Raw genomic sequence first — 22,973 nt, 5'->3', positions numbered from 1 at the left:
CATACTCTTTACGGCATGACGACGACCGAGCACGCGGAGCCACGACGGGTCGCCCTGTCGCCGTCCCGGGCGGCCGACTTCAAGACGTGTCCGCTGCTCTACCGGCTGCGGGCCATCGACCGGCTGCCCGAGCTGCCCACCCCGGAGATGGCCCGGGGCACCCTGGTGCACTCGGTGCTGGAGCACCTGTTCGACCTGCCGCCGGCCGAGCGGACCCCGGAGCGGGCGGCGGAGATGGTGGCCCCGGAGTGGTCCCGGATGAGCGGGGAGACCCCGGACCTGGCGGCCCTGTTCGAGGGCGGCGAGGCCCCGGCGGAGTGGCTGACCTCGGCGGAGGAGCTGCTCGGCGGGTATTTCACCCTGGAGGACCCGAGCCGGCTGGAGCCCGCCGAGCGGGAGAGCATGATCGAGGCGGAGCTACCCTCGGGCCTGCTGCTGCGCGGGTTCATCGACCGGTTGGACGCCTCCCCCGCCGGTGACCTGCGGGTCGTCGACTACAAGACGGGCAGCGCGCCCCGGGAGGCGTTCGAGGCCAAGGCGCTGTTCCAGTTGAAGTTCTACGCGCTGATGCTGCTGCGCACCCGGGGCGTGGTGCCCCGCGCCCTCCGCCTGCTGTACCTGCGGGACCGGGCCGTGCTGGACTACACCCCCGACGGCGCGGAGGAGCTGGAGCGGTTCGAGCGCAACCTGGAGGCCCTGTGGCGGGCGATCACCACCGCCACCGCCAACCGGGACTTCCGGCCGCAGCCGAGCAAGCTGTGCGGCTGGTGCCGGCACCAGGCGCACTGCCCGGAGTTCGGCGGCACCCCGCCGCCCTGGCCCGTCCAGCCCGAGCCGACCCCGTGACCGGGCCGCATCCCACCGCGACCGTCACCCGGTCGGCCGCCACCCCCGGGCCGGGAGCGGACCTCGGAACCCTGACCGCGCCCGGGATCCGGGCTCCCGCCACGGCGCACGCCCCGGGCGGAGTCGGCGCCCGCTCGGCGGCCGGGTGGTCGCCGTGATCGGGAAGTGGCTGCGGGACCACCCGCTGGCCGCCGACTCGATCCTGGCGGCCGCGATCGTCGTCTTCACCGTGGCGGGCGGCGTGCTCGCCCCGCCGGAGTACCGGTCGGACGGCCCGGTCGCCCTGCTGGTCGGCTGGTCGCTCGTCGCCGCGGTGCCGATCGCCCTGCGCCGGCAGTGGCTGGTGCCCAGCCTGGCTGTCTGCGTGGCCATGTGCGTGTTCTCGCTGTTCCACCTGATGTCGGGCACCGAGTCCTACGCGCTGATGATCCTGACGTACACGATGGCGGCGTACTGGACACTGCGCCGGGCCCTGCTCGTCGCGGTGCCGATCTGGGCCGGCATCTTCGTGTCGTACGTGACCCTCACCCGGATCGGGGTCGCCGAACAGCAGGCGTGGCTGAGTTCCCCGGAGCTGCTGCTGTTCTCCAACTCGCTGGTGCTGATGTTCACGCTGCTGGTGGGCCGGCTGGCCAGTACCCGTCGGATCGTGGAATCCGACCTTCGCGAGCGCACCCGGATCGCCGAGACGACCCGCCAGGCGCTGGCCGACCAGGCGGTGGCCGACGAGCGCCGCCGGATCGCCCGGGAGCTGCACGACGTGGTGGCGCACCACGTGAGCGTGATGGGCATCCTGGCCACCGGGGCGCGGCGGTCGATGGCGAAGAACCCGGCGGCGGCCGACGCGGCGCTGAGCACGATCGAGGAGACGGGGCGGACGACGCTGCGGGAGCTGCGCCGGCTGCTGAACATCATGCGCACCGACGACGACCAGGCGGACCTGGCGCCCCAGCCGAGCCTGGCCGGGGTGGAGGCGCTGATCGAGCAGCTGCGCGAGGCGGGGCTGCCGGTGCGGCTGGAGGTCCTGGGCGAGCCCTACGACCTGGATCCCGGGGTGGCGCTGACGATCTACCGGATCGTGCAGGAGGCGCTGACGAACACGCTCAAGCACGCCGGGCCGGCCACCGCCGAGGTCCGGTTGACGTTCGGGGACGACGCCGTGGAGGTCGAGGCGACGGACGACGGGCGCGGCCCCTCGGTGCGGCCCAACATCGCCGGGCACGGGCTCGTCGGGGTCCGCGAACGGGTCGCGCTGTACGGCGGACAGCTCCGGCTCGGCCCCCGTCCGGGTGGCGGATTCCGGATAGCGGCCCGCATCCCCATGGACCGACCAGGTAGCGTCACTGAACGTGAATAGCGGTCAGCTCCCGGTCCGAGTCCTGCTCGTCGACGACCAGCCCCTGCTGCGCACCGGGTTCCGCATGGTCCTGGGCGCGGAGAGTGATCTCGACATCGTCGGCGAGGCCGGTGACGGCGCCGAGGCGGTGGACCTGGCCCGCCGGCTGCTGCCCGACGTGGTGCTGATGGACATCCGGATGCCCCGGATGGACGGGGTGGCCGCGACGAAGGCGATCGTGGACGCCCGGCTGCCGGTCCGGGTGCTGATCCTGACGACCTTCGACCTCGACGAGTACGTGGTGAGCGCGCTGCGCGCCGGGGCCAGCGGCTTCCTGGCCAAGGACGTGCCGGCCGAGGACCTGGTGACGGCGATCCGCACCGTGGCGGCGGGCGAGGCCGTGGTGGCCCCGCGGCTGCTGCGCCGGCTCCTCGACCAGGTCGTGGAGCACCTGCCCGACCCGAACGTGAACCCGACGAAGGCCCTCAGCGCCCTCACCGAACGTGAGCGCGAGGTGCTCGGGCTGATGGCCCGGGGGCTGTCGAACGCGGAGATCGCCAAGGAGCTGTCGGTGTCGGAGACCACGGTCAAGACGCATGTCGGCCATGTGCTGACGAAGCTGAATCTCCGCGACCGGGTCCAGGCCGTGGTTCTGGCCTACGAGTCGGGCCTCATCCGCCCGAACGCGTAGTTCCTCTCGTCCCCGAGGGGGAGTCGAGAACATTCCCGAGCACGACTCCCCGGGCCGGAACGCCGCCTACTGTCACTCTTAGATACCTCCGCCACGGGGATAAAAGGGGACAGCAGTGACTACTGCAGTAAAGTCGGTCGCGGCGCGCGCGTCTGATGTGTGGAAGGTGTACGGGCAGGGCGAGGCGCAGGTGATCGCGTTGCGGGGCATCAACGTGGAGTTGGCCCAGGGTCAGTTCACGGCGATCATGGGCCCGTCGGGTTCGGGTAAGTCGACGTTGATGCACTGCCTTGCGGGTCTGGACACGGTCACGCGTGGTGATCTGTTCGTGGGTGACACCCAGGTCAACAAGCTGTCCGACAGCGGTCTGACGAGGCTTCGTCGGGACAAGATCGGGTTCATTTTCCAGCAGTTCAACCTGCTGCCCACGCTCACGGCGCAGGAGAACATCCTGTTGCCGCTGTCGATCGCGGGGCGCAAGCCCGATCAGGCCTGGTACGACACGGTGATCAAGACGGTGGGCCTGGAGGACCGGCTCAAGCACAAGCCGACGGAGTTGTCGGGTGGTCAGCAGCAGCGGGTGGCCTGCGCCCGCGCCCTCGTGTCGCGTCCGGACGTCATCTTCGCCGACGAGCCGACCGGTAACCTCGACTCGCGTTCGGGCGCGGAGGTCCTCAACTTCCTGCGCAACTCGGTGCGCGACTACGGCCAGACCATCGTGATGGTCACCCACGACCCGACCGCGGCGTCGTACGCCGACCGGGTGATCTTCCTGGCTGACGGGCAGATCGTCGACGAACTCCTCGAACCGACCGTCGACCAGGTCCACGACAAGCTCAAGAGCCTGGACCCGCACGCGCACAGCGGTGACAACTGATGCTCAAGGCGACACTGAAAAGTCTGCTGTCCCGCAAGCTCCGACTCGTCCTGTCGGCACTCGCGGTGGTGCTGGGCGTCATGTTCGTGTCCGGCTCGTTCGTCCTGACCGACACCCTCGGCAAATCCTTCGACGGACTGTACGCCTCCATCTACGAGGGCACGGACGTCACCGTCACGGGCAGGTCCACCGTCGCCAACGGACCGACGGACCCGCTCCCGGCCGCCACGCTCGACAAGGTGTCCACCGTCCCGGGAGTCGGCGGAACCACCGGCACCGTGTTCGCCAACGGCGCGCGCCTCATCGGCCGGAACGGCAAGGTCATCACCGGCGCCGGGCAGGCGTTCGGGACCAACTGGACCGGCGGGAACGACATCGTGCGGCTGCGGTCGGGCCGGGCCCCGGCCGCGGACTCCGAGATCATCGTCAACGGGGCGCTGGCCGAGGCTTCGGGGTACCGGATCGGTGACGCGGTGGGGGTGCTGACCCTGGAGCCGAGGAAGCAGTTCACCATCGTCGGGACCTTCGGCTACTCCGGCGACCGGGGCTCGATCGCCGGCGAGTACACGATCGCGTTCACCACCCCGGTGGCCCAGCGGCTGCTGCTCGGCGGGGACGGCCTGTTCACCTCGGTCGACGTCACGGCCGCCCCCGGCACCTCGGACGAGGAGCTGCGCGACGCGGTGCGCTCGGCGCTCGGCGACACGTTCGTCGTCCGGACCGGCGAGGAGATGGGCAGGGCGCAGGCCGACGCGGTCAAGGGCGTGTTCGACTTCCTCCGCGACATCCTGATGGGCTTCGCGGCCGTGGCGCTGCTCGTCGGCGTCTTCCTGATCGTCAACACCTTCTCGATCATCGTCGCCCAGCGGGCCAGGGAACTCGCCCTGATGCGGGCCCTGGGCGCCAGCGGCGGACAGGTCGTGGGTTCGGTGATCGCGGAGGCCGTCCTCATCGGGCTGGTCGCCTCGGTCCTCGGCCTCGGGGCAGGGATCGGGGTGGGCGCCGCGCTCGTCGCGGCCATCGGCAGCGTCATCCCGACCAGTGGGCTCGTGATCCCGGTGGCGGCCGTGGTCGCCGCGTTCTCGATCGGCGTCCTCGTCACCGTCCTGGCGGCGCTGGTCCCGGCGCTGCGGGCCGCCCGGATCGCCCCGCTCGCGGCGATGCGCGACGCGGCGGACACCACCAGGTCGCCGCGGACGCTCACGATCGTGGGCGGCGCGGTCACGACGCTCGGCGTGGCCGGCCTGTGGGTGGCGCTCGCGGGCGACGCGGGCGACAACACCCTGGCCATGGTGCTCGGCGGGGTCCTGCTGTCGTTCGTGGGGATCGCGCTGCTCACCCCGTTGATCAGTCGGCCGGTCGTGTCGCTGCTGGGCCGGCTCCTGTCCTGGTCGACGCCGGGCGAGCTCGGCCGGCGCAACTCGGCCCGCAACCCGCGCCGGACCGCGATCACGGCCGCCGCGCTGATGATCGGCATCGCCCTGGTGATCGGGGTCAGCGTCGTGGCCACGTCCACCAAGGCCAGCGTGACCAGGACGATCGACGACGGCCTGCGCGCCGAGCTGGTCATCTCCGGGGAGCAGCTCAGCGGCCCGCCACCGACCTTCGACCCGGCCGTGCTGGACAAGATCAGGGACACCCGGGGGGTACGCGCCGTCGCCGGCATCTACCTCGACACCGCGACGGTCAACGGCAGGGAGGGCGCCAGCACGTACGCCACCAGCGAAGTGCGGGCGCTCGCCGACATCCTCGGACTGCGGGCCATCTCCGGTTCCGTGGACGCGTTGTCCGGTACCCAGGTGATCCTCGACGAGGAGACCGCGCGCCACGACGGCCTCGCGGTGGGGGACCAGGTCCGGATCCGGTCCTCGCGCGGGGAGACGGTCACCTACACGCTCGTCGGGGTGTACCGGAGGACCGGGGTCGTGGACGGGTACATCCTGCCGCGGGCGGCCGCGGGGGACTTCCTCACTCCCACCCCGGTCCTGGCCTACATCCGGCTCGCCGACGGGGCGAAGGCGTCGGAGGTCAGGGACCAGATCGACACGTACCTGGCCGACAGCCCCGAGGTCACCGTCGCCGACCGCAGCTCCTACATCCAGCAGCGGACGTCGTTCCTGGACATCCTGCTCGCGATGATCCAGATCCTGCTCGCGCTGGCGATCGTCATCGCGGTGCTCGGCGTGATCAACACCCTGGCGCTGTCGATGATCGAACGCACCCGCGAACTCGGCCTGCTGCGCGCGATCGGCATGAGCCGCCGGCAGATCATGGGGATGGTCACGGTCGAGTCGGTGGTGATCTCGGTGTTCGGCGCGCTGCTGGGCATCGGGGTCGGCGTCGGGCTCGGCGCGGCGGTCGTCCGGGCGCTCGAGGACGACGGGCTGACCGTGCTGGTCCTGCCGTGGACCCAGATGTCCGTGTACCTGGGCCTGGCCGTCGTCGTCGGCGTACTCGCCGCCGCCCTGCCGGCCATCCGGGCGGCCCGCACCGACGTACTGACCGCGATCCACTACGAGTAGCCGCGGAGCCGGCGTGGCCCTGTCAGGTCCGACAGGGCCACGCCGCCGACCGGTGGCCGAACGCCGCCGGCCCTCGGTGGTGGTTCCGTGGCCGTCAGGCGCGGCTAGGTCGGCTCAGCAATCCTGCATGCGCCAGGTGGAGACGCCCCGACCGCCTGCGGGGCTCACGTCGCCCACCTCACGCCCGAAGGCTGACCGCGCACGAGTTCACTGGCCGATCCGCGGGTGGGCGCGGCCGTTGTGCAGGAAGCGGCCACCGTCGACGAACGTGATCGTCAGGTGGTCGCCGCCCACGGGCTCGGCCGTGATGAAAACGTCGCCGTCGTAGTGCACGTAGCGGTCCGTGCTCTCACTGTCTCCCTGCCGGACCGCCTCGGGCGACGGCGACCGGGTGACGGAGATGCCGCCGTCGACGGCCTCGACCCGGTGGGTTACCACCGGGCCGCGGTAGGACCCGACCAGCGCGGTGACGTCCACATACGACGGTGGCTGTGGCGGGACCGGCAGGGACGACGGGCGAGCGCCAGTCAGCTCCGTGACCAGACCGTCCACGAGCTCGTCGGACAGCAGCAGGGCGCTGCCGCCGTTGCCGCTGGCCGCGATGACGAGGTCGTGTTCCGGCACGATCCGCAGATAGCAGGACTGGCCGCGATGGCTCCCGCTGTGCCCCCACACCGTCGTCCCGGGGAAGTCGTAGATCATGACCCCGAGGCCCCAGTGACGCACCAGGGTGCCGTTGACCGCTGGAACGGCGGGCGTGGTCATGGCCGAGACGACGGGGCCGCCGTCGAGGAACAGCTGACCGAACCTGGCCACGTCGCGCGGCGCCGCACTGACCGCCGAGAACGCCGGGCCGAGGGCGCGGGGCGCCGCCCACCGATCGCTCGGCCTCGGCTGCCGGTTCCGTGGATCCGCGAAGTGCCCCGTCGCGGCGCGGCGCGGAAGACGATCGCCTCCTCGGCGGACAACGTCGTGTGGTCGAGCGACATCGGGGCGAGCAGCCGGTCACGGACGACGGCTTCCCACGTGTCGGCGCGCAGCCGGGCGACGAGCGCGCCCAGGACCACGTATCCGCTGTTGCAGTAGGAGAAGAGCTCACCCGGGGCGGCGAACTGGCGCGCGCCGCCGACGACGGCGAGGTACCGGTCGAGGCAGTCGTCGCCGCGACCGGTGTCGTCGAACAGGTCGCCGTCGAACCCCCCTGTATGGGTGAGGAGATGGCGGGCGGTGACCGCGGCGGCCGCCCGCCCGTCGGCGAGCCGGAACTCCGGCAGGCGGCGCCGGATCGGCTCGTCGAGGTCGAGCCGGCCCTCCTCGACGAGCTGCATCACCAGCAGCGCGGTGTACATCTTGGTGACGGAGCCGATGTGGAACAGGCTGTCGGTGGTCGCTTCCACGCCGGTGGAGATGTTGAGGACACCGGTGGCGGCCTCGGCGAGCGTGTCGCCGTGGCGCACGGCGACCGCCGCGCCGGGAACACCTCCCCGGCGCGCCACATCGGCCAGCCGGTCCGCGAGGTCGGGTAGGAGAGTCATTCACCGAACGCTAACCGGTCAGCGGCCGCGCCGGTGCGGTGTCACGCCATGCTCGGGCCGGTCCACTGGAGGCGGTTGCCGGCGTAGTGCAGGGACATCCCCGCCGAGGCGAACCGGACGCTGAGCCCACCCGGGATCTGCGTCCACCGGCCGCCGAGCGCCTCGACGTAGTGTGCCGCGATGTCCATCTGGTCGAGATCGGGGAAGTATGCCGCGGCCAGCCCGAGCACCTGCTCGACGAGTTCCGGGGCCGGCTCCTCCGGGGTGGGCAGCCCGGGGTCGTCGGTGAGCACGAAGAAGCCGCCGCCGTGCGCCATCCGGAAGCCGTAGCTGCCCCGGGCGCCGAGCACGCCGAGCGCGACCACCAGGAGCCGGGTGGCCGCCTCGTTCAGGTCGTCCCAGTCGCCGAGCCGCACGCCACTGGTGGTGAACTCGGGGATGTCGTGGGTGATCCCGTACATCCGCAGTCGCCAGGAGGCGTCCTTCGTCCACGGCCACGGCTCCAGGGAGCTGTCCGCCCAGCACCAGGCCAGCACCCCGTGCTCCGGCAGGGCGGTGCCGATCGGCAGCATCGGCAGGGTGCGCTCGCCGATCGTGAAGGTCCGGTCCACGAAGCTGTGCCGCCAGGCCCCCGGGCCGACCTCGGCGTCGAAGACGAGTGACTGGTGCGCGGCGAAGGCGACGTGGCGGACGGCGAGCTGTTCGAACTGTGCGCTGAACCGGGGCATGGCCGGATTATGACCAGGGCCCGCCAGTCCCGCCGGTCCCGCCTCCAGGGTCGGGGAGCGCCGCGCAGACTAGGGCACGCGCCTGCCGGAAACAATCCGCGGATGTACGGGAATTTCCACCGACCTCGACCGCACATCTAGAACTGTTGTTACCAGTCGCCCTTTGGGGAAAGGGCACTGCCAACGGCTCGCTGCCGAATGGCCGATGTTTTCCCTGGTCTGAGCTGGATCGACAGCGCAGCGTTCCGTCCATTGACCGTTACCCGTCAATGGAGTGCCCCTTAGGGCATTGGTGTTCGCCTATCGATAATGCGCCGTGATTCTTCTCAACGTTGAGCCGCTTGCGGCTCCCGAACACCGTCCTTACCGTTCTAGATCAGTACGGGCTGTATCCAGAGTGGAGTGCGCATGACGGGCGTCGCGGTGGTGACGGGGGCAAGCAGCGGGATCGGTGAGGCGACCGCTCGGAGGCTGGCCGAGGACGGATTCGAGGTGGTGGTCGCGGCCCGGAGGATCGACCGGCTCCGGCGGTTGGCGGGGGAGATCGGCGGCCGGGCGGTGGAGCTCGACGTGACCGACGCGGCCGCGGTGCGCGACTTCGCGGCCGGGTTCGACCGGTGCGACCTGCTGGTCAACAACGCCGGTGGGGCGCTCGGCGCGGAGCCGGTGGCCCTGTCCGACCCCGCCGAGTGGGAGCGGATGTTCGCGGTCAACGTGCTCGGTACCCTGCGGGTCACCCAGGCGCTGCTGCCGCTGCTCCGGGCCGGGGTGGGCGGCACGATCGTGACGGTCACCTCGACGGCCGCGGCGGCCAACTACGAGGGCGGCGGCGGCTACAGCGCCGCGAAGCACGCCGAACACGCGCTGACCGAGACGCTCCGGCTGGAGCTGTGCGGCCAGCCGGTCCGGGTGATCGAGATCCTGCCCGGCATGGTGCGCACCGAGGAGTTCGCCCTCAACCGGTTCGCCGGGGACGCCGAGCGCGCCGCCGCCGTGTACGCCGACGTGGACCGTCCGCTGACCGCCGGGGACGTCGCGGCGTGCGTGAGCCTGGCGGTCGGACTGCCGCCGCACGTGAACATCGACCAGCTGGTCGTGCGACCACTGGCGCAGGCCGCCCAGCACAAGGTGCACCGGGGCGCGCTCTTCCAACACTGAAAGCCACCTATTCGGGGGAAAGATGGACATCGTCCTACTCACGCTTGCCGGATTCATCGCCGGATTCATCGACAGCATCGCGGGCGGCGGCGCGCTGATCCTGGTGCCGGCCCTGCTGTTCGCCGGCTACTCGCCGCAGCTGGCCCTGGGCACCGAGAAGTACGTCAGCACGGTCGGCACCCTCGCCGCGCTGTACAACTTCGCCCGCAACAAGATGGTGGTCTGGTCGCTCGTCGGGGTCGGGGTGCTGTTCGCCGTCGTCGGCGCGTTCGTCGGCGCCAAGGTCATCCTGATGTTCGACCCCGACACCATCGGAAAGATCATCACCTTCCTGGTACCCCTCGGCTTGGCCGTCACCCTGCTCCCCAAGAAGGAGCGCGGCACCGGCGGGGTGGACCTCAAGAGTCGCAAGATCCTGATCGGCGCGCCACTGCTGTGCCTGGTGATCGGCTTCTACGACGGGTTCTTCGGCCCCGGTACCGGGAGCATGCTCGTCCTGGGTTTCCATCTGGTGCTCCGGCTCGGGCTCGTCGAGGCCTCGGCGACGTCGAAGGTGTTCAACCTGGCGTCCAATGTGGGCGCGCTGGTCGCGTTCGTCGCCACGGGCAACATCCTCTACCTGGTCGGCATCCCGATGCTGCTCGCGAACATCGCCGGGAACTACCTCGGCAGCAAGTTCGCGCTGCGCGGGGGCGCGAAGGTGGTCCGGGCGACGCTGGTGGCGTCCCTGGTGGTGCTGTTCGGGTCGCTGCTGTTCAAGTACGTGTTCTAAACGGGGAGGAGCAAGGCATGCGGAGACTGAGTCTGGTCACCTACCGGGTCGACGACGGGGTGCGCGACATCCTGGAGAAGACCATCACCGACCGGATCGAGGGCACCGACCTCGAACCGGACACCCACACCGCGATCCTGGCCGGGATCGGCGCGCACGCGCTGCGTACCCATTTGCCCGGCGAACTGCTCGGCGCGCTGGCGGTGTTCCCGCACACCGGGCACCACGCGCTGCTGGTGGACAACCTGCCGCAGCAGGAGTTCCCGGCGACGCCCGTGGACGGGTTCGTCGACGAGACCCGCCTGGCGGTCGTCAACGCCGTGCACCTCGGGGTGCTCCAGCTGCTCGGGCTGATGCCGTACGCGGTGGACTACGAGAACGACGGCCTGCTGATGCGCAACGTGGCCCCGAACCCGAGCGCCGCCGGCACCACGAGTTCCTGGGGCGCGGACACGGAGTTCTTCTGGCACACCGACAACCCGCACCTGCGGTTCGGCGAGCCGGGTACCGACCCCCGGGTCAGCGTGCCGCGCTACCTGACCTTCTACGCGGTCCGCAACGACGAGCGGGTGGCCACCGAACTGATGGCCGTGGAGGACGCGCTGGACCAGCTCGACGGGTCCGACCGGCGGCTGCTGTCCTCGGACGTGTTCGAGGTCGGCGCGCCCGCCTCGACCGACCCGACCGAGCCGCTGCTCCTGACCGGGGTCCCGGTGCTGGAGGGCCACCGGGTCGGGTACCGGGTCCGGTTCGACCTCGGCACCACCCGGGGCACCACACCGGAGTCGGAGGAGGTCCTGGAGCGCTGGAAGGCGGCCCTGGGGCGTGCGGACGCGTGGGAGCCGGTCCTGGAACCCGGACAGGTGCTCGTGTTCGACAACTACCGGTGCCTGCACCGGCGGACCGCGTTCACCCCGACCGACCCGACGCGCAGCCGCTGGCTCCGGCGGTGCTACGCGAGCGCCTGACGGAACGAGGGGCCCGGCGACGGGCCCCTCGACCACCGGGCCGGGGGCTACTCCGGGACCGCGGCGGTCAGCCTGGCCGCGAGCTTCCCGACGGCGGCCCGCAACTCCGGACCGCCCTCGACCCGGAAGTCGAACGGGATGGTCGGCAGCCACTCCTGGGCGTACATCGCCGGGTTGCCGGTGCTGCCGACCAGTACACATCCCGCGCCGTGCGGCTCCAGCCGGCCCATCGGCGGCCGGACCCACGGGGCCACCTCCGCCAGCGGCGCGTCGAACACGACCCGGGTGTCGAACGCCCACCCGGTGCCGAGGTTGCGTTCCAGCACGGCCACCGGGTCGAGGTCCGCGGGCGGCTCGAAGCCGTGCCCGGTCTGCTCGACGGCGCTGACCCGGTCCACCCGGTAGGTGCGGATCGCGTCCGCGCGGTGCGAGTGGCACAGCAGATACCAGTAGCCGTGCCGCACGACCACCGCCCACGGGTCCACCTCCGTCTCCCACGCGTCGCCCGAGCCGCCCTGGTAGCCGACCCGCACCCGGCACCGGGCCGCGACGGCGGAGACCAGCGCGCTGAGGATCGTCGGGGACGGCCGGGACGCCGACCGGTCGGGCGCGGCGGCGGCGTGCTCCCGGAGCACCGCGGCCTGCCGCCCCACCCGCTCCGGCAGGACCCGGATCACCTTGCCGAGGGCTTCGGAGACGAGGCCGTCGGGGTCGCCGCGTTGGCCGTCGAGGGCCGCCATCACCAGACCGAGCGCCTCCGCCTCGGTGAACACGACCGGGGGCAGCCGGGTCCCGCGCCGCAGCCGGTACCCGCCGTGCGGGCCCCGGGTCGAGTCCACGGGGATGCCGGCCTCGCGGAGGATCCCGATGTAGCGGCGCGCGGCCCGCTCGGTCACGCCCAGCCGCGCGCCGAGCTGGTCGGCGGTCGTGCCGGGCCGGTTCTGGAGGATCTCCAGGGTGCGCAGGGCCCGGCCGGTGGGGCTGTCGGAGTTCGCCACCCGGGCAGCCTAGGCGACCGTCCCGCCAAACCGGAAGCAGAACGTCCGGAACCGGCCCTAGGGTGGGTACCGACCGACCGCACGAGAGAGAGAACCCCGTCATGGACATCCTGCTCATCGCCGGCCTGTGGCTCGACGGATCCGCCTGGACCGACGTCGCCGCCGAACTGGACAAACTGGGCCACCGCCCCGTGCCGGTCACCCTCCCCGGCCAGGGCGACGGCGCGACGGCCGCCACCCTCGACGACCAGGTGGCCACCGTCGTCGCCGCCGTGGACGCCGCGGCCGGACCGGTCCTGGTCGTCGGGCACTCCGCCGCCTGCACTCTCGCCTGGCTGGCCGCCGACGCCCGCCCCGCGAGCGTCGCCGGGGTCGCCCTCATCGGCGGCTTCCCGTCCGCCGACGGGGAGCTGTACGCGAACTTCTTCGACCTCGTCGACGACCGGATGCCCTTCCCCGGCTGGGAGCCGTTCGAGGGGGCCGACGCCGCCGACCTCGACCAGGACGCCCGGCGGGCCTTCGCGTCCGCCGCCATCCCCGTCCCGGCCGGCGTCGCCCGGGGCGTGGTCCGGCTGGCCGACGAGCGGCGGTTCGACGTGCCCGTCGTGCTGGTGTGTCCCGAGTTCGGCCCCGACGAGGCCCGCGCGTGCGTCGACGGCGGGGACGTGCCCGAACTCGCCCGGGCCCGGCACGTCGAGTACGTCGACATCGACTCCGGGCACTGGCCGATGCTCACCCGGCCGGCCGAGCTGGCCCGGATCCTCGCCGCGCGGGCCGTGGCCTAGGCGGGTCCCGGCGGCGCGGGCCCCGGCCTGAGCGGGTCCTCGCCGCGGGGGCGGTGGCCCGGCGCCGCGAGATTTCCGGGGCGCTGGGCGTAATCCGGGGGCCGTTTTCCCGACCCAGGTACATGAGATCTCCGTCCCGCCTCCTCGCCGTGTTCGCCGCGCTGGGGACCCTCGTGGCGACCGCCCCGCCCGCGTACGCTGCCCCGACCGTCCGGCGCACCGCCGTCGTCCTGCTCGACTTCCGCGACAGCGCGCTGCGGGAGCCGGACAAGGTGCGCGCCACCTTCGCCGCGCAGTTCTTCGGGCCGGCCCCCTCGGTGGTCAGCTACTACGAGGAGGCCTCCGACGGCCGGCTGCGGTACGCCCCGGTGGGCGACAGCGGACTCTTCGGCCCGTGGACGGCGGACCTGGACGCGACCTGCGACTTCACCGCCATCCAGCGCGCCGGCCGCGCCGCGCTCGCCGGCCACGGGGTGCCCGCCGACGCCTACGACCAGCTCGCGGTGGTGATCCCGAGCCAGAAGAACAAGTGCCCGTGGGCGGGCCTGGCCTCGGTACCCGGCAACACCGCGCTGTTGATGGACTACCTGAGCCTGACCGGCACCATCCACGAACTCGGCCACAACCTGGGCCTCTCGCACGAGCGGCGGCTGGTCTGCGAGCCGGCGTCGGTGGCCGCGTGCACGGAGGACGGCTACAGCAACCGGTCCCCGATGGGCGGCGGCGGCACGGTGGGGCTGTCGGCCCCCGAGCTGATCCACACCGGCTGGCTGCCGGCAGACCGGCGGGTGGCGGTCACCCGCACCGGCCGGTGGACCCTGGCCGCCCTGCACGCGCCGCGCGACCGGCCGGGTCCCCGGGCGCTGGAGATCGCGGTGGGCGCGCGCAAGGTCGTCGTCGAGTACCGGGCGAAGGCCACGATCGACACCACCACCCCCGGCGTGTACGCCTACCGGGTCGACAACGCGAAGTACGCCGACGCCCCGCTGCTGGACGCCACCCCGGGCACCAAGGGGGCCGACGACACCGCGCTCGCGGTCGGCAGGCCGTTCACGGACGCGGCCGCGAAGGTGACGGTCACGGTGCGCGCGGTCGGGGCCTCGGGTGCCGAGGTCGAGGTGCGGATCGGGGACGCCCCGAGCCCGAGCCCGTCGCCCACGCCGAGCCCGTCGCCGTCCGCGACGCCGAGCCCGTCCGCGAGCGCCACCGTCCCGGCCTCGGAGGACCCCGCGGCGGCGGAGCCGGTCACGCCCACGCCACGGTCCCAGCCGGTGCCGGCGGGAAACTCCTTCTCCTGGTACGCCGCCGGCGGTGCGCTCCTGCTCCTCACCTGCGCCGGAGCGCTGCTCCTGCTGCTGCGCCGCCGCCGCTGAACCGACGGGGACGGGCCCGTCCGCCGGGAAGTCCGGCGGGCGGGCAACGCGCGGAGTACCCGGCTCCGTCCTTCCGGTAGAGATCATCTACTTCCCCGGAAGGACCGCGATGCGTCCACGATGGCCGGTCGGCGTAGCCCTGACCGCACTCCTCCTCGCCGCGGCCCCCGGTGCCGCGCGGGCCACCCCGCCACCCGCCCCGGCCGGCACCCCGCCCGGCCCGGCCCACACCGTCACCCTGGTCACCGGCGACCGGGTCACCGTGGCCGGCGAGCGGGTCTCGGTGGTGATGGCCCCCGGCCGGTCCCACGTCGGCCACCTCATCAGGAAGGCCGACGGCCACCTGACGGTCACCCCCGCCGACGTCCTCGACGGGCTGCGCGACGGGAGACTCGACCCCCGCCTGTTCGACGTCACCACCCTGATCGCCTTCGGGTACGACGACGCCCGCCGCCCCGACCTCCCCCTCCTCGACCAGACCGGAACCGGGTTCGCGGCCGGCGTGACCCCGCGCAGACTGGCGAAGAAGGACGCCGCCGCGCACTGGGCCGGCACCCGGACGGCCGCACCGGGCAAGCTCTGGCTGGACGGGCTCCGCAAGCCGCTGCTGGACAGGAGCGTGCCGCGGATCGGCGCGCCGGAGGCGTGGGCGGCCGGCCACACCGGGGCGGGCGTGACCGTGGCCGTCCTGGACACCGGCGTCGACGCGGGCCACCCGGACCTGGCCGGCCGGATCGGCGCGACCGCGAACTTCACCGACGACCCCGACACCGACGACCTGGTCGGGCACGGTACCCACGTCGCGGCCACGATCGCCGGCGTCGGCCCCGTCCACCGGGGCGTGGCGCCCGGCGCGACGCTCGCGGTCGGCAAGGTGTGCACCGCCCTCGGCTGCCCGGAGTCGGCGGTCCTCGCCGGCATGCGCTGGGCGGCGGTCGAGCGGCACGCCCGCGTGGTCAACCTGAGCCTCGGCTCCTGGGACACCCCGGGGACCGACCCGCTGGAGGAGGCGGTCGACGGGCTGACGGCCCAGACCGGCGCGCTGTTCGTCGTCGCCGCCGGGAACGAGGGCCTCGACGGCAGCGTCAACTCGCCCAGTACCGCCGAAGCGGCACTGTCCGTGGCCGCCGTGGACGCCGCCGACCAGAGGGCCCCGTTCTCCAGCCGCGGCCCGGGCGCCAACGGGGCGGTCAAGCCCGAGATCTCCGCCCCGGGCGTGGACATCGTGGCGGCCCGTGCGGCGCGTGGCGTCGCCGGTACGCCGGTGGACGACCTGCACACCCGCCTCAGTGGCACGTCGATGGCCGCCCCGCACGTCGCCGGCGCCGCCGCGCTGCTGGCCGGTCAGCACCCCGGCTGGACGGCCGCGCAGGTGAAGAACGCGCTGACCGGGAGCGCCCGCCCCGTCGGGGACGTGCCCGGGCAGGGCGCCGGCCGGGTCGACGTGGGCCGGGCGGTCCGGCAGGCCGTGGTCGCGGAGTCGGGCACGCTGGACTTCGGCACCCGGGAGTACCCGCACGGCGACGACACCCCGGTCACCCGCCAGGTCGGGTACCGCAACCAGGGTTCCGCACCGGTCACCCTCGCGCTGCGGGTCGAGGGCGCCGCGCCCGACGGCCGGCCCGCCCCGGCCGGGATGTTCACCGCCGACCCGTCGGTGACGGTCCCGGCGGGCGGCACGGCCACGGTCACCGTCACGGCGGACACCCGGGTCGACGGGGCCGACGGGAGATACACGGGGCGGGTGGTCGCGACCGGCACCGGCGACACCGCGCTGGTCAACGCCTTCACGGTGCACCGGGAGCGCCAGCTCGTGCCGGTCACCGTCCGCCACACGGCCCCGACCGACTGGCGGATGGAGCGGTACTCGACCAGCCTCACCTCCGACGCGGGCGACGGTTCCTACTTCCTGGGTACCGGGGAGGAGACGCTCCGGGTGCCCCCGGGCCGCTACTCCGTGGCGACCGTGCTGATCGGCCCCGACGGGATGGGCATGCTCATCCGGCCGGTGCTGGACGTGACCGGCCCGGCGACGGTGGAGATGGACGGCAGGCAGGCCGGGAGGTACGAGGTGACCGTGCCCGACCGCGGCGCCGTACCCCTCGGCGCGTCCGTCGGCGTCCGCCTCGCCGGCCCGCACGGGGCCAGCACCACCTGGATCGGCGCGGACCGGCTCGACCAGCTCCGGCTCGCCCGGCTCGGTCCGCCGCCGCCCGCCGGCCGGCTCGCCTCGATCGTGTCCACCACCCTCGCGGCCGACGGCCCCCTGATCGACAGCCCGTACGCGTACCACCTCGCCTGGGCGGCCCCCGACCTGCCCAGCTCCCGACGTCAACGGATCGCGCCCGGCGACCTGGCCACCGTGCGGACCCGGGTACTCGGACCGGTGGACCCGACGTTCCCGGTCGCCGAGCACGCGGTGTTCCCGTTCGCCCCGTCCCTGGGCTTCGACTCCGCGGCGGGCGTCCCGCTGCCGGCCAGGGTCGGCACCGAACGGACCGGGTACCACCTGGGCGGCGGGAACATCGGCTGGAACGCCTTCCTGGCCAAGAGCGCGGTCACCGGCATGGAGTACCACGCCGTCGACGACCTGGCCACCTACCGGGCGGGACGGCGGTACACCGAGGACCTGAACCGGCCGGTGTACGGACCGGCGGCCGTGCCCCGCCTGTGGACCCGCGACGGCGACGGACTGTCCACCATCAGCACCCTGCGCGGTCCGGGCGGCGCCGGCTGGTACGGGCTGCGCGCCACCGACACCACCACGGCCGGCACGACGCTGTACCGCGACGGCGCGAAGGTCGCCGAGACCAGCTCCGTGAACGGCATGACCACCACGGTCCCGCCGGGCGCCGCCGACTACCGCGTCGTGATGACCTGGGCCGACCCGACCGCCGTCCTCAGCGACCGGATCACCACCGAGTGGACGTTCCGCTCTGGCCACACCGCCGCCCCCACCCGGCTGCCGGCCCTGGCCGTGGGCTTCACCCCGCACCTCGACCCCGACGGGTACGCGCCCGCCGGCCGGCTGTTCCAGCTCCCGATGACGGTGTCCGGCGCCGACGGGTCCCGGGCCACGGCGCTGACCCTGGACGCCTCCTACGACGGCGGGGCGACCTGGCTGCCGGTACGGGTGGCCCGGGACGGGGACGGGTGGTGCGCGCAGGTGCGGCACCCGGCGGCCGGGGGCGGGGTGGCACTGCGGGCCACGGCCACGGGGGCGGGCGGGGCGCGGGTGACCGAGACGGTCCACAACGCGTACCGGATCCGGTAGCCGCCCGGTGCGTGCGGCACCGTGGACCCCGGGTCCCACGGTGCCGCGTTCGGTAGCCCGGTGCGCCGATCGGGGCGACCGTCAGCGCAGCGGCAGCCGCATCAGGATCTCGGCGGAGACCTCGTGGTCGGTGAACCCGTAGCGGGCATAGGCCTGGTACGCGGCCTGGTTGTGCGGGTAGACGTGCAGTTCCAGGGCCTCGGCGCCACTCTGCCGGGCCCAGTCGGCCACGGCGTCGATCAGCTGGGCGGCGACCCGTCGGCCCCGCGCCTCGGGGGCGACCCACATGCTGATCAGCTCCGCGCGGCCGTCGGGGTGCGGGTACCCGCAGACCAGCCCGATCGGGAGCCCGTCCAGCTCGGCGACGAACACCGGCCCGCCACCGGGCCAGGACCGCCACTGCTCCTCGGGCCGGGCGAGGGTGTCGGCGTAGCTCCCGCCGAACGCGTCGGGCGCGTCCAGCAGCGCGGCCAGCCGCAACCGCCGGGTCACCTCCCAGTCCTCGGCCCCGAGACGCCTGACCGCCACCACGTTCCCCACCTCAGCCATGCCGGTGATCGTCACACGCGGTCACCGCGACCGCCACCGGTTTGGAGCTGGGGTCGCGGCCGCCGACGACCGCGGTGGACGCCACGGTCCGGGGGAGCCGTGCGAGCCCGGTGTGCGCCGGACGGGACGCACCACGAGTGAGGGGCACCCGGTCGCGGGTACCCCTCACTCGTGGTGTGGTGTCCTACAGCGGGCGGTGCCGGCCGTAGTAGCCGCCGACGTCCTCGCGGTAGGTGTCGGTGTCGCGCTGGGCGGCGTCGTAGCTCGGCGCGTCCTTGACCTGGTCCTTGGTCGCCGCCACGTACACCTTCTCCGCCGCGGTGTCCACGCGCTGGACGATGCCGGCCGGAACGACGACCTTCGAGCCGAAGATCCACGGCCCGGTGTCGACCACGACGTAGCTGGCGCCGATCCCGTGTGTCGCCTCGTCGATCTTGCCGATGCTGCCGTCGGTGGCCTCGACGTGGAATCCGACCAGGTCAGTGGCACCGGCCGTGTAGCCGCTGTCCGGACCGTAGTTCCACGCGTCGAAGCCCGGGGTCGCGTTGAAGTCCGTCATGATTCCTCCGTGTTGGGTGTGGTCGTTCGCGAGTGACCTGTACCCGGGAGATCCGAGTTCCACACCAGATCCGGATCTTGACAGGAGTGCCGGGAATCCTCAACACTTCTGGCCATGGACGACACCGAACGGCTCGTGGCGGGCCCCGCGCAGTTCAAGGCGCTCGGGCACCCGGTGCGCCAGCGGATCCTGTCGACCCTGGACGGGCGGGAGTCCACCCTGCGCGACCTGTCGGTGGCGCTGGACGCGGTGCGCGGCACGATCGCCTACCACCTGCGGGTCCTGCGGGAGGCCGGCTTGGTCGAGGTCGTCCGCACCCGCCGGGTGCAGGGCGGTGTCGAGCAGTACTACGGCAAGACAGCCAGCCGGACCCACGTGCCCCTGGCCGTCGCCGAGGCGGCCCCGCAGCTCGCCTCGAACGTGATCGCGGGAGTGGCCGCCGAGATGGCGGCCAGTGGGGCCGCGCCCCGGATGCTCGCCCTGCGGCACGCCCGGCTGACGGTCGAGCAGGTCGAGGCCATCGCCAGGATCCTGCACGACGCCACCACCCCGGAGGCGCTGCCCGACTCCGGGGACGAAGGCCGGCGCTACGGCATCGCCGTCACCGTCTACCCCGCCCCCTGAACCCTGATCCGCCCGGCGAGGAAGCGCCGTGGCCGAAGTGCCGAGGATCCACGACAGTTCAACCCCTCTACCTCGGGAGTACGCGATCAAAAAGTTGTCCCTCCTCGCCGCCGTCGGCGCGGCGACCCTCGCAGTGGCCCTGCCCGGCGCCGCCCACGCGGACCCACTGCCCGCCGCGCCCACCGGCCACAAGGTCCTCCGACTCGTCGAACTCGACGCGCCCGCCCCGCCACCCGCCGGCGCCCAGGCCGCGCCCCAGCTGCGCGCCGCCCGGGCCCAGGCCGACCGCGCCCGCCAGGACGGGCTGCTCGCCGCGGCCCGCGCCCACCGGGTGCCGGTCACCGAGAAGCGCCGGCTCGCCGGCCTGCTCACCGCCGTCACCGTCGAGGTCGACACCGCGCACGTCGGCGCGCTGTCCGGCCTGCCCGGGGTCCGGGCCGTGCACCGGCTCAACACCTACGCCCCGCCGAAGCCGGTGACCGGCACCAAGCCGCCCGCCGACACCAAGCGGGCCAACGTCACCGTCACCGAGCTGACCGGCGTGCCGAAGGCACACAAGAAGGGCGCCACCGGCCAGGGCACCACGATCGGGATCATCGACAGCGGCATCGACTACACGCACCCCGACCTGGGCGGCGGCGGCTTCCCGAACGACAAGGTCGTCGGCGGGTACGACGTCGTCGACGGTGACGCCGACCCGAAGGAGGAGAACTACGCCCCCGGCTTCGGGCACGGCACCCACGTCGCCGGCATCGCGGCCGGCAACGGGAAGACCCTGGTCGGCGTGGCCCCCGACGCGAAGATCCGGTCCTACCGGGTGTTCGGCGACCAGCGGCCCACCACCGACGACGTGGTGATCGAGGCCCTGGCCCGGGCCGTGGCCGACGGCGTGGACGTCGTCAACCTCAGCCTCGGCCAGGCCCAGGACGAGGTCCGGCAGGACGCGCTCGTGCCCCGGGCGCTGGACCTGGTCGCGGCGGCCGGGGTGGTGCCGGTCGTCTCGATCGGCAACGGCTACGCCGGACCGTTCAGCGCGGGCACCCCGGGCATCGCGAAGCGGGCCATCGGCGTCGGCAGCGCCTTCACCACCGCGGCGACCCACCTGGCGCTGGGCCTGTCCGACGGCACCCGGATCCCGTACAACGTGGTCATCACCGGGCCGGTCAGCCCGACCGCCGGCCGGATCGAGATCGTGCACGCCGGAGCGGTCTGCGAGCCCGCCGCACCCGGGACGTACGCCCGCAAGGCCGTGCTGGTCACCAGCGACTGGTACCCGTGCACCCCCACCGAGGTGATCCACAACGTGACCCTCGGCGGCGCGGTCGCCGCGCTGTACTACGAGGACAACGAGTGGACCGACCCCGACAGCGTCCCGCAGGGCAGCTTCTGGGGCAGGGAAGGCACGATCCCGGCGGTCACGGTCAGCACCAACACCGCGAAGTCGCTCCGTGAGCGGGGCACCGTCAGCGCGACCTGGGGCCACTACTGGTCCAACCCGCTGCTGCCCGAGTGGGCCGGCCTGCCCGACCCCGGCAGTTCCTGGGGCCCGAGCCACGAGCTCGACTTCAAACCCGACGTGCTCGCACCCGGCGGGTACGTCTTCTCCAGCGTCCCGAAGGTCTCCGGCTCCTACGCGGTGATGTCCGGCACCTCCATGGCGGCCCCGCACGTCGCCGGCTCGGTCGCCGTGCTGCTCGCCGGGCGCGGCCCCATGACCGTCGAACAGGTCCGCGACCTGCTCCAGGCCACCGCCGTCCCGGCCAAGCTGTCCGGCGACCCGGCCAGGGGCCTGCACCAGGTCGCCCAGCAGGGCGCCGGCATGATCGACCTGCCCGCCGCGCTGGCCGCCCCGGTCACGCTCAGCCCCGGCAAACTGCCCCTCGGCGAACTGGAGGGCCGGGAGGTCACCCGCCAGATCACCCTGACCAACACGCGCACCAAGGCCATGGTCTACGACCTCGGCCACGAGGCGGGGCTGGGCGCGGCACCGCCGTACACCGGCGACTACGGCACCGTCGTCGCCGACGGCCAGGTCACCCTCGACAAGAGCGTCTCCGTACCGGCCCGCGGGTCGCTGACGGTCACCGTCCGGCTCAGGGCCCCGGCGAACGTGCCCGACGGCACCGTGTTCGGCGGCTGGATCACCTTCACGCCCCGGCACGGCGGGCAGACCCTGCGCACCGCGTACCTGGGGATCGCGGGGGACTGGCACAAGGTCTCGGCGGTCAACCCCACGTTCTCCAAGTACAACGAGGGCATCGACAACCCGTCGCTGCGGCCCGCCGACTTCGACTTCGGCCGCAACGAGCCGGTCACCCTCGACGGCCCGGAGAAGCAGGCCTGGGTGATGATCTCGCACGGCTTCCCGACCCTGCGCGAGCTGCGCCTGGAGGTGCTCGACGCCACCGGCGCGGTCGTCGCCGTGCCGTTGCGCGAGGAACACGTGGTCCGGGTCTCGGGCGTGGGTACCGGCATGCGGTTCTACTCCTGGGACGGCACCCTGGCCGACGGCTCGGCGGCCCCGAACGGGGAGTACCGGCTGCGGCTGGTGTTCGACAAGTACCTCGGCCGGCCCGAGGACGTGGAGCGCTGGACGTCGCCGGTCGTGACGGTGCGGCGGTGATCCCGGGCTGGTCCCGCCCCGGCGCGCCCGGGGCGGGACCAGCCGCCACGGCACGCGCCCGCTGAGCAGCACGACCGAGGACCACAACGCGTGGCGGGTGCCGCGGAGTTCAGCCCGCGGGCCCGCGCCGGCGAACCCCGCCCTAGGGGACAACTCCGGGCGAACCCCGATGGCGGGCTCAAGATCGCTACGGCAGCGTGGGGTCATGCCCCTCTGGTACCGCACCCGGGTCGCCCCGGCCGCCCTCGCCCTGGCCGTCGTGCTGCTCGGTTGGATCGCCGTCCTGATCGCCACCGGTTCCAGCGAGGACGTGTTGTACCTCCGGCCCGGCACGGAGTCCACCGGGAGCGCGGTGCTCGACGCGGGCACCGAGGTCGGCGAGGCGTTCGTCGTCGTCGGCCAGTGGTTCGTCGACCCCTGGGTCTGCTACGACCTGGTCGAGGTCGCCGTGTTGCTGCTGCTGGCCTACTGGGCCCGGCGCAGGCTGCCGATCGCCCGGCTGGCCGCGTTCGCCATCGCCGGACTGCTGATCGGCGACGCGTGCTGGGACCTGGCCGAGACCGGCGCGGAGGGCGGCTGGCCGCTGCTGGTCGCCGTCGCGATGGCCGCGCTGCTGGAGCTGCCGATCGTGGGGGTGTGCCTGTACCTGGCGGGGTCGGGGCCGCGGCCGAGGCTCGCCGGGTACGGGCGGCGGCAGGGGTCGGCCATCATGGAGTGATCAACATTGACGCTCGGTGTTAATTTGGGCGCTTCAT

The 22,973-nt window shown here is 73.1% G+C and carries 20 protein-coding genes; 14 read left to right on the top strand and 6 right to left on the bottom strand.

Annotation, left to right across the window (positions count from 1 at the left end; translation table 11 throughout):
- The first annotated feature begins 15 nt into the window (after positions 1-15).
- The 5 genes from PT931_RS27235 to PT931_RS27215 all read left to right on the top strand — a co-directional run bounded on the left by PT931_RS27235 (position 16) and on the right by PT931_RS27215 (position 6,272).
- Positions 16-846 carry a RecB family exonuclease gene (locus PT931_RS27235; RefSeq protein WP_456248560.1) on the top strand — a complete coding sequence of 277 codons (831 nt, stop codon included), beginning with the start codon at positions 16-18 and terminating at the stop codon, positions 844-846.
- 154 nt (positions 847-1,000) lie between these two features.
- The gene (locus PT931_RS27230) at positions 1,001-2,203 is read left to right on the top strand and encodes a sensor histidine kinase (protein ID WP_456248559.1); all 1,203 of its coding nucleotides are present in this window, start codon (positions 1,001-1,003) and stop codon (positions 2,201-2,203) included.
- Positions 2,196-2,873 carry a response regulator gene (locus PT931_RS27225; protein ID WP_456248558.1) on the top strand — a complete coding sequence of 226 codons (678 nt, stop codon included), beginning with the start codon at positions 2,196-2,198 and terminating at the stop codon, positions 2,871-2,873. The genes PT931_RS27230 and PT931_RS27225 overlap by 8 nt, the downstream gene beginning before the upstream one ends.
- Before the next feature lie 115 nt (positions 2,874-2,988).
- Positions 2,989-3,750, top strand: coding sequence for an ABC transporter ATP-binding protein (locus PT931_RS27220; RefSeq protein ID WP_456248557.1), 762 nt, complete (start codon positions 2,989-2,991; stop codon positions 3,748-3,750).
- Positions 3,750-6,272: an ABC transporter permease gene (locus PT931_RS27215; protein ID WP_456248556.1), complete on the top strand. Its 2,523-nt coding sequence runs from the start codon at positions 3,750-3,752 to the stop codon at positions 6,270-6,272. Before PT931_RS27220 ends, PT931_RS27215 begins: the two co-directional genes overlap by 1 nt.
- Positions 6,273-6,479: 207 nt before the next feature.
- Here PT931_RS27215 and PT931_RS27210 read toward each other — a convergent pair whose 3' ends face one another.
- The 3 genes from PT931_RS27210 to PT931_RS27200 are packed head-to-tail and all read right to left on the bottom strand — an operon-like array spanning position 6,480 to position 8,535.
- Positions 6,480-7,037 (bottom strand): hypothetical protein, encoded by a 558-nt coding sequence (locus tag PT931_RS27210; protein ID WP_456248555.1) that lies wholly within the window; start codon positions 7,035-7,037, stop codon positions 6,480-6,482.
- The gene (locus PT931_RS27205) at positions 7,034-7,807 is read right to left on the bottom strand and encodes a serine hydrolase domain-containing protein (RefSeq protein WP_456248554.1); all 774 of its coding nucleotides are present in this window, start codon (positions 7,805-7,807) and stop codon (positions 7,034-7,036) included. Before PT931_RS27205 ends, PT931_RS27210 begins: the two co-directional genes overlap by 4 nt.
- A gap of 41 nt (positions 7,808-7,848) precedes the next feature.
- The gene (locus PT931_RS27200) at positions 7,849-8,535 is read right to left on the bottom strand and encodes a DUF6882 domain-containing protein (RefSeq protein ID WP_456248553.1); all 687 of its coding nucleotides are present in this window, start codon (positions 8,533-8,535) and stop codon (positions 7,849-7,851) included.
- 408 nt (positions 8,536-8,943) lie between these two features.
- Here PT931_RS27200 and PT931_RS27195 point away from each other — a divergent pair, with 408 nt between their 5' ends.
- From PT931_RS27195 to PT931_RS27185, 3 genes are read left to right on the top strand one after another with little or no spacing between them, the layout of a single operon-like run.
- Positions 8,944-9,693, top strand: a complete 750-nt coding sequence (locus PT931_RS27195) for an SDR family oxidoreductase (protein WP_456248552.1) — start codon at positions 8,944-8,946, stop codon at positions 9,691-9,693.
- Positions 9,694-9,715: 22 nt separating this feature from the next.
- Entirely contained in the window at positions 9,716-10,465 is a 750-nt protein-coding gene (locus PT931_RS27190) for a sulfite exporter TauE/SafE family protein (RefSeq protein WP_456248551.1), read from the top strand.
- Positions 10,466-10,482: 17 nt separating this feature from the next.
- The gene (locus tag PT931_RS27185) at positions 10,483-11,433 is read left to right on the top strand and encodes a TauD/TfdA family dioxygenase (protein ID WP_456248550.1); all 951 of its coding nucleotides are present in this window, start codon (positions 10,483-10,485) and stop codon (positions 11,431-11,433) included.
- Between the two features lie 47 nt (positions 11,434-11,480).
- Here PT931_RS27185 and PT931_RS27180 read toward each other — a convergent pair whose 3' ends face one another.
- Complete coding sequence (locus PT931_RS27180; RefSeq protein ID WP_456248549.1) at positions 11,481-12,431, bottom strand: helix-turn-helix transcriptional regulator; 951 nt, start codon at positions 12,429-12,431, stop codon at positions 11,481-11,483.
- A 101-nt stretch (positions 12,432-12,532) separates the two neighbouring features.
- Here PT931_RS27180 and PT931_RS27175 point away from each other — a divergent pair, with 101 nt between their 5' ends.
- The 3 genes from PT931_RS27175 to PT931_RS27165 all read left to right on the top strand — a co-directional run bounded on the left by PT931_RS27175 (position 12,533) and on the right by PT931_RS27165 (position 17,863).
- A complete protein-coding gene (locus PT931_RS27175) occupies positions 12,533-13,216 on the top strand; it encodes an alpha/beta fold hydrolase (RefSeq protein ID WP_456248548.1) in 684 nt (227 codons plus the stop codon).
- A gap of 122 nt (positions 13,217-13,338) precedes the next feature.
- Positions 13,339-14,589: a hypothetical protein gene (locus PT931_RS27170; RefSeq protein WP_456248547.1), complete on the top strand. Its 1,251-nt coding sequence runs from the start codon at positions 13,339-13,341 to the stop codon at positions 14,587-14,589.
- 109 nt (positions 14,590-14,698) lie between these two features.
- On the top strand, positions 14,699-17,863 hold the full coding sequence (locus tag PT931_RS27165) for a S8 family serine peptidase (protein WP_456248546.1): 3,165 nt from the start codon (positions 14,699-14,701) through the stop codon (positions 17,861-17,863).
- An 81-nt stretch (positions 17,864-17,944) separates the two neighbouring features.
- On the opposite strand, the gene PT931_RS27160 is transcribed toward PT931_RS27165, so the two are convergent.
- Together PT931_RS27160 and PT931_RS27155 are read right to left on the bottom strand one after the other, a co-directional pair.
- Positions 17,945-18,412, bottom strand: coding sequence for a GNAT family N-acetyltransferase (locus tag PT931_RS27160; RefSeq protein ID WP_456248545.1), 468 nt, complete (start codon positions 18,410-18,412; stop codon positions 17,945-17,947).
- A 184-nt stretch (positions 18,413-18,596) separates the two neighbouring features.
- Positions 18,597-18,971 (bottom strand): PRC-barrel domain-containing protein, encoded by a 375-nt coding sequence (locus tag PT931_RS27155; protein ID WP_456248544.1) that lies wholly within the window; start codon positions 18,969-18,971, stop codon positions 18,597-18,599.
- A 114-nt stretch (positions 18,972-19,085) separates the two neighbouring features.
- Here PT931_RS27155 and PT931_RS27150 point away from each other — a divergent pair, with 114 nt between their 5' ends.
- The 3 genes from PT931_RS27150 (at position 19,086) to PT931_RS27140 (ending at position 22,936) form a co-directional block, all read left to right on the top strand.
- Positions 19,086-19,595, top strand: coding sequence for an ArsR/SmtB family transcription factor (locus PT931_RS27150; RefSeq protein WP_456248543.1), 510 nt, complete (start codon positions 19,086-19,088; stop codon positions 19,593-19,595).
- 28 nt (positions 19,596-19,623) lie between these two features.
- Positions 19,624-22,218 (top strand): S8 family serine peptidase, encoded by a 2,595-nt coding sequence (locus PT931_RS27145; RefSeq protein ID WP_456248542.1) that lies wholly within the window; start codon positions 19,624-19,626, stop codon positions 22,216-22,218.
- Between the two features lie 205 nt (positions 22,219-22,423).
- Positions 22,424-22,936, top strand: a complete 513-nt coding sequence (locus PT931_RS27140) for a hypothetical protein (RefSeq protein WP_456248541.1) — start codon at positions 22,424-22,426, stop codon at positions 22,934-22,936.
- Positions 22,937-22,973: the final 37 nt, after the last annotated feature.

The organism is Longispora urticae (assembly GCF_053902585.1).
This window is presented reverse-complemented; position numbering and strand designations above follow the sequence as displayed.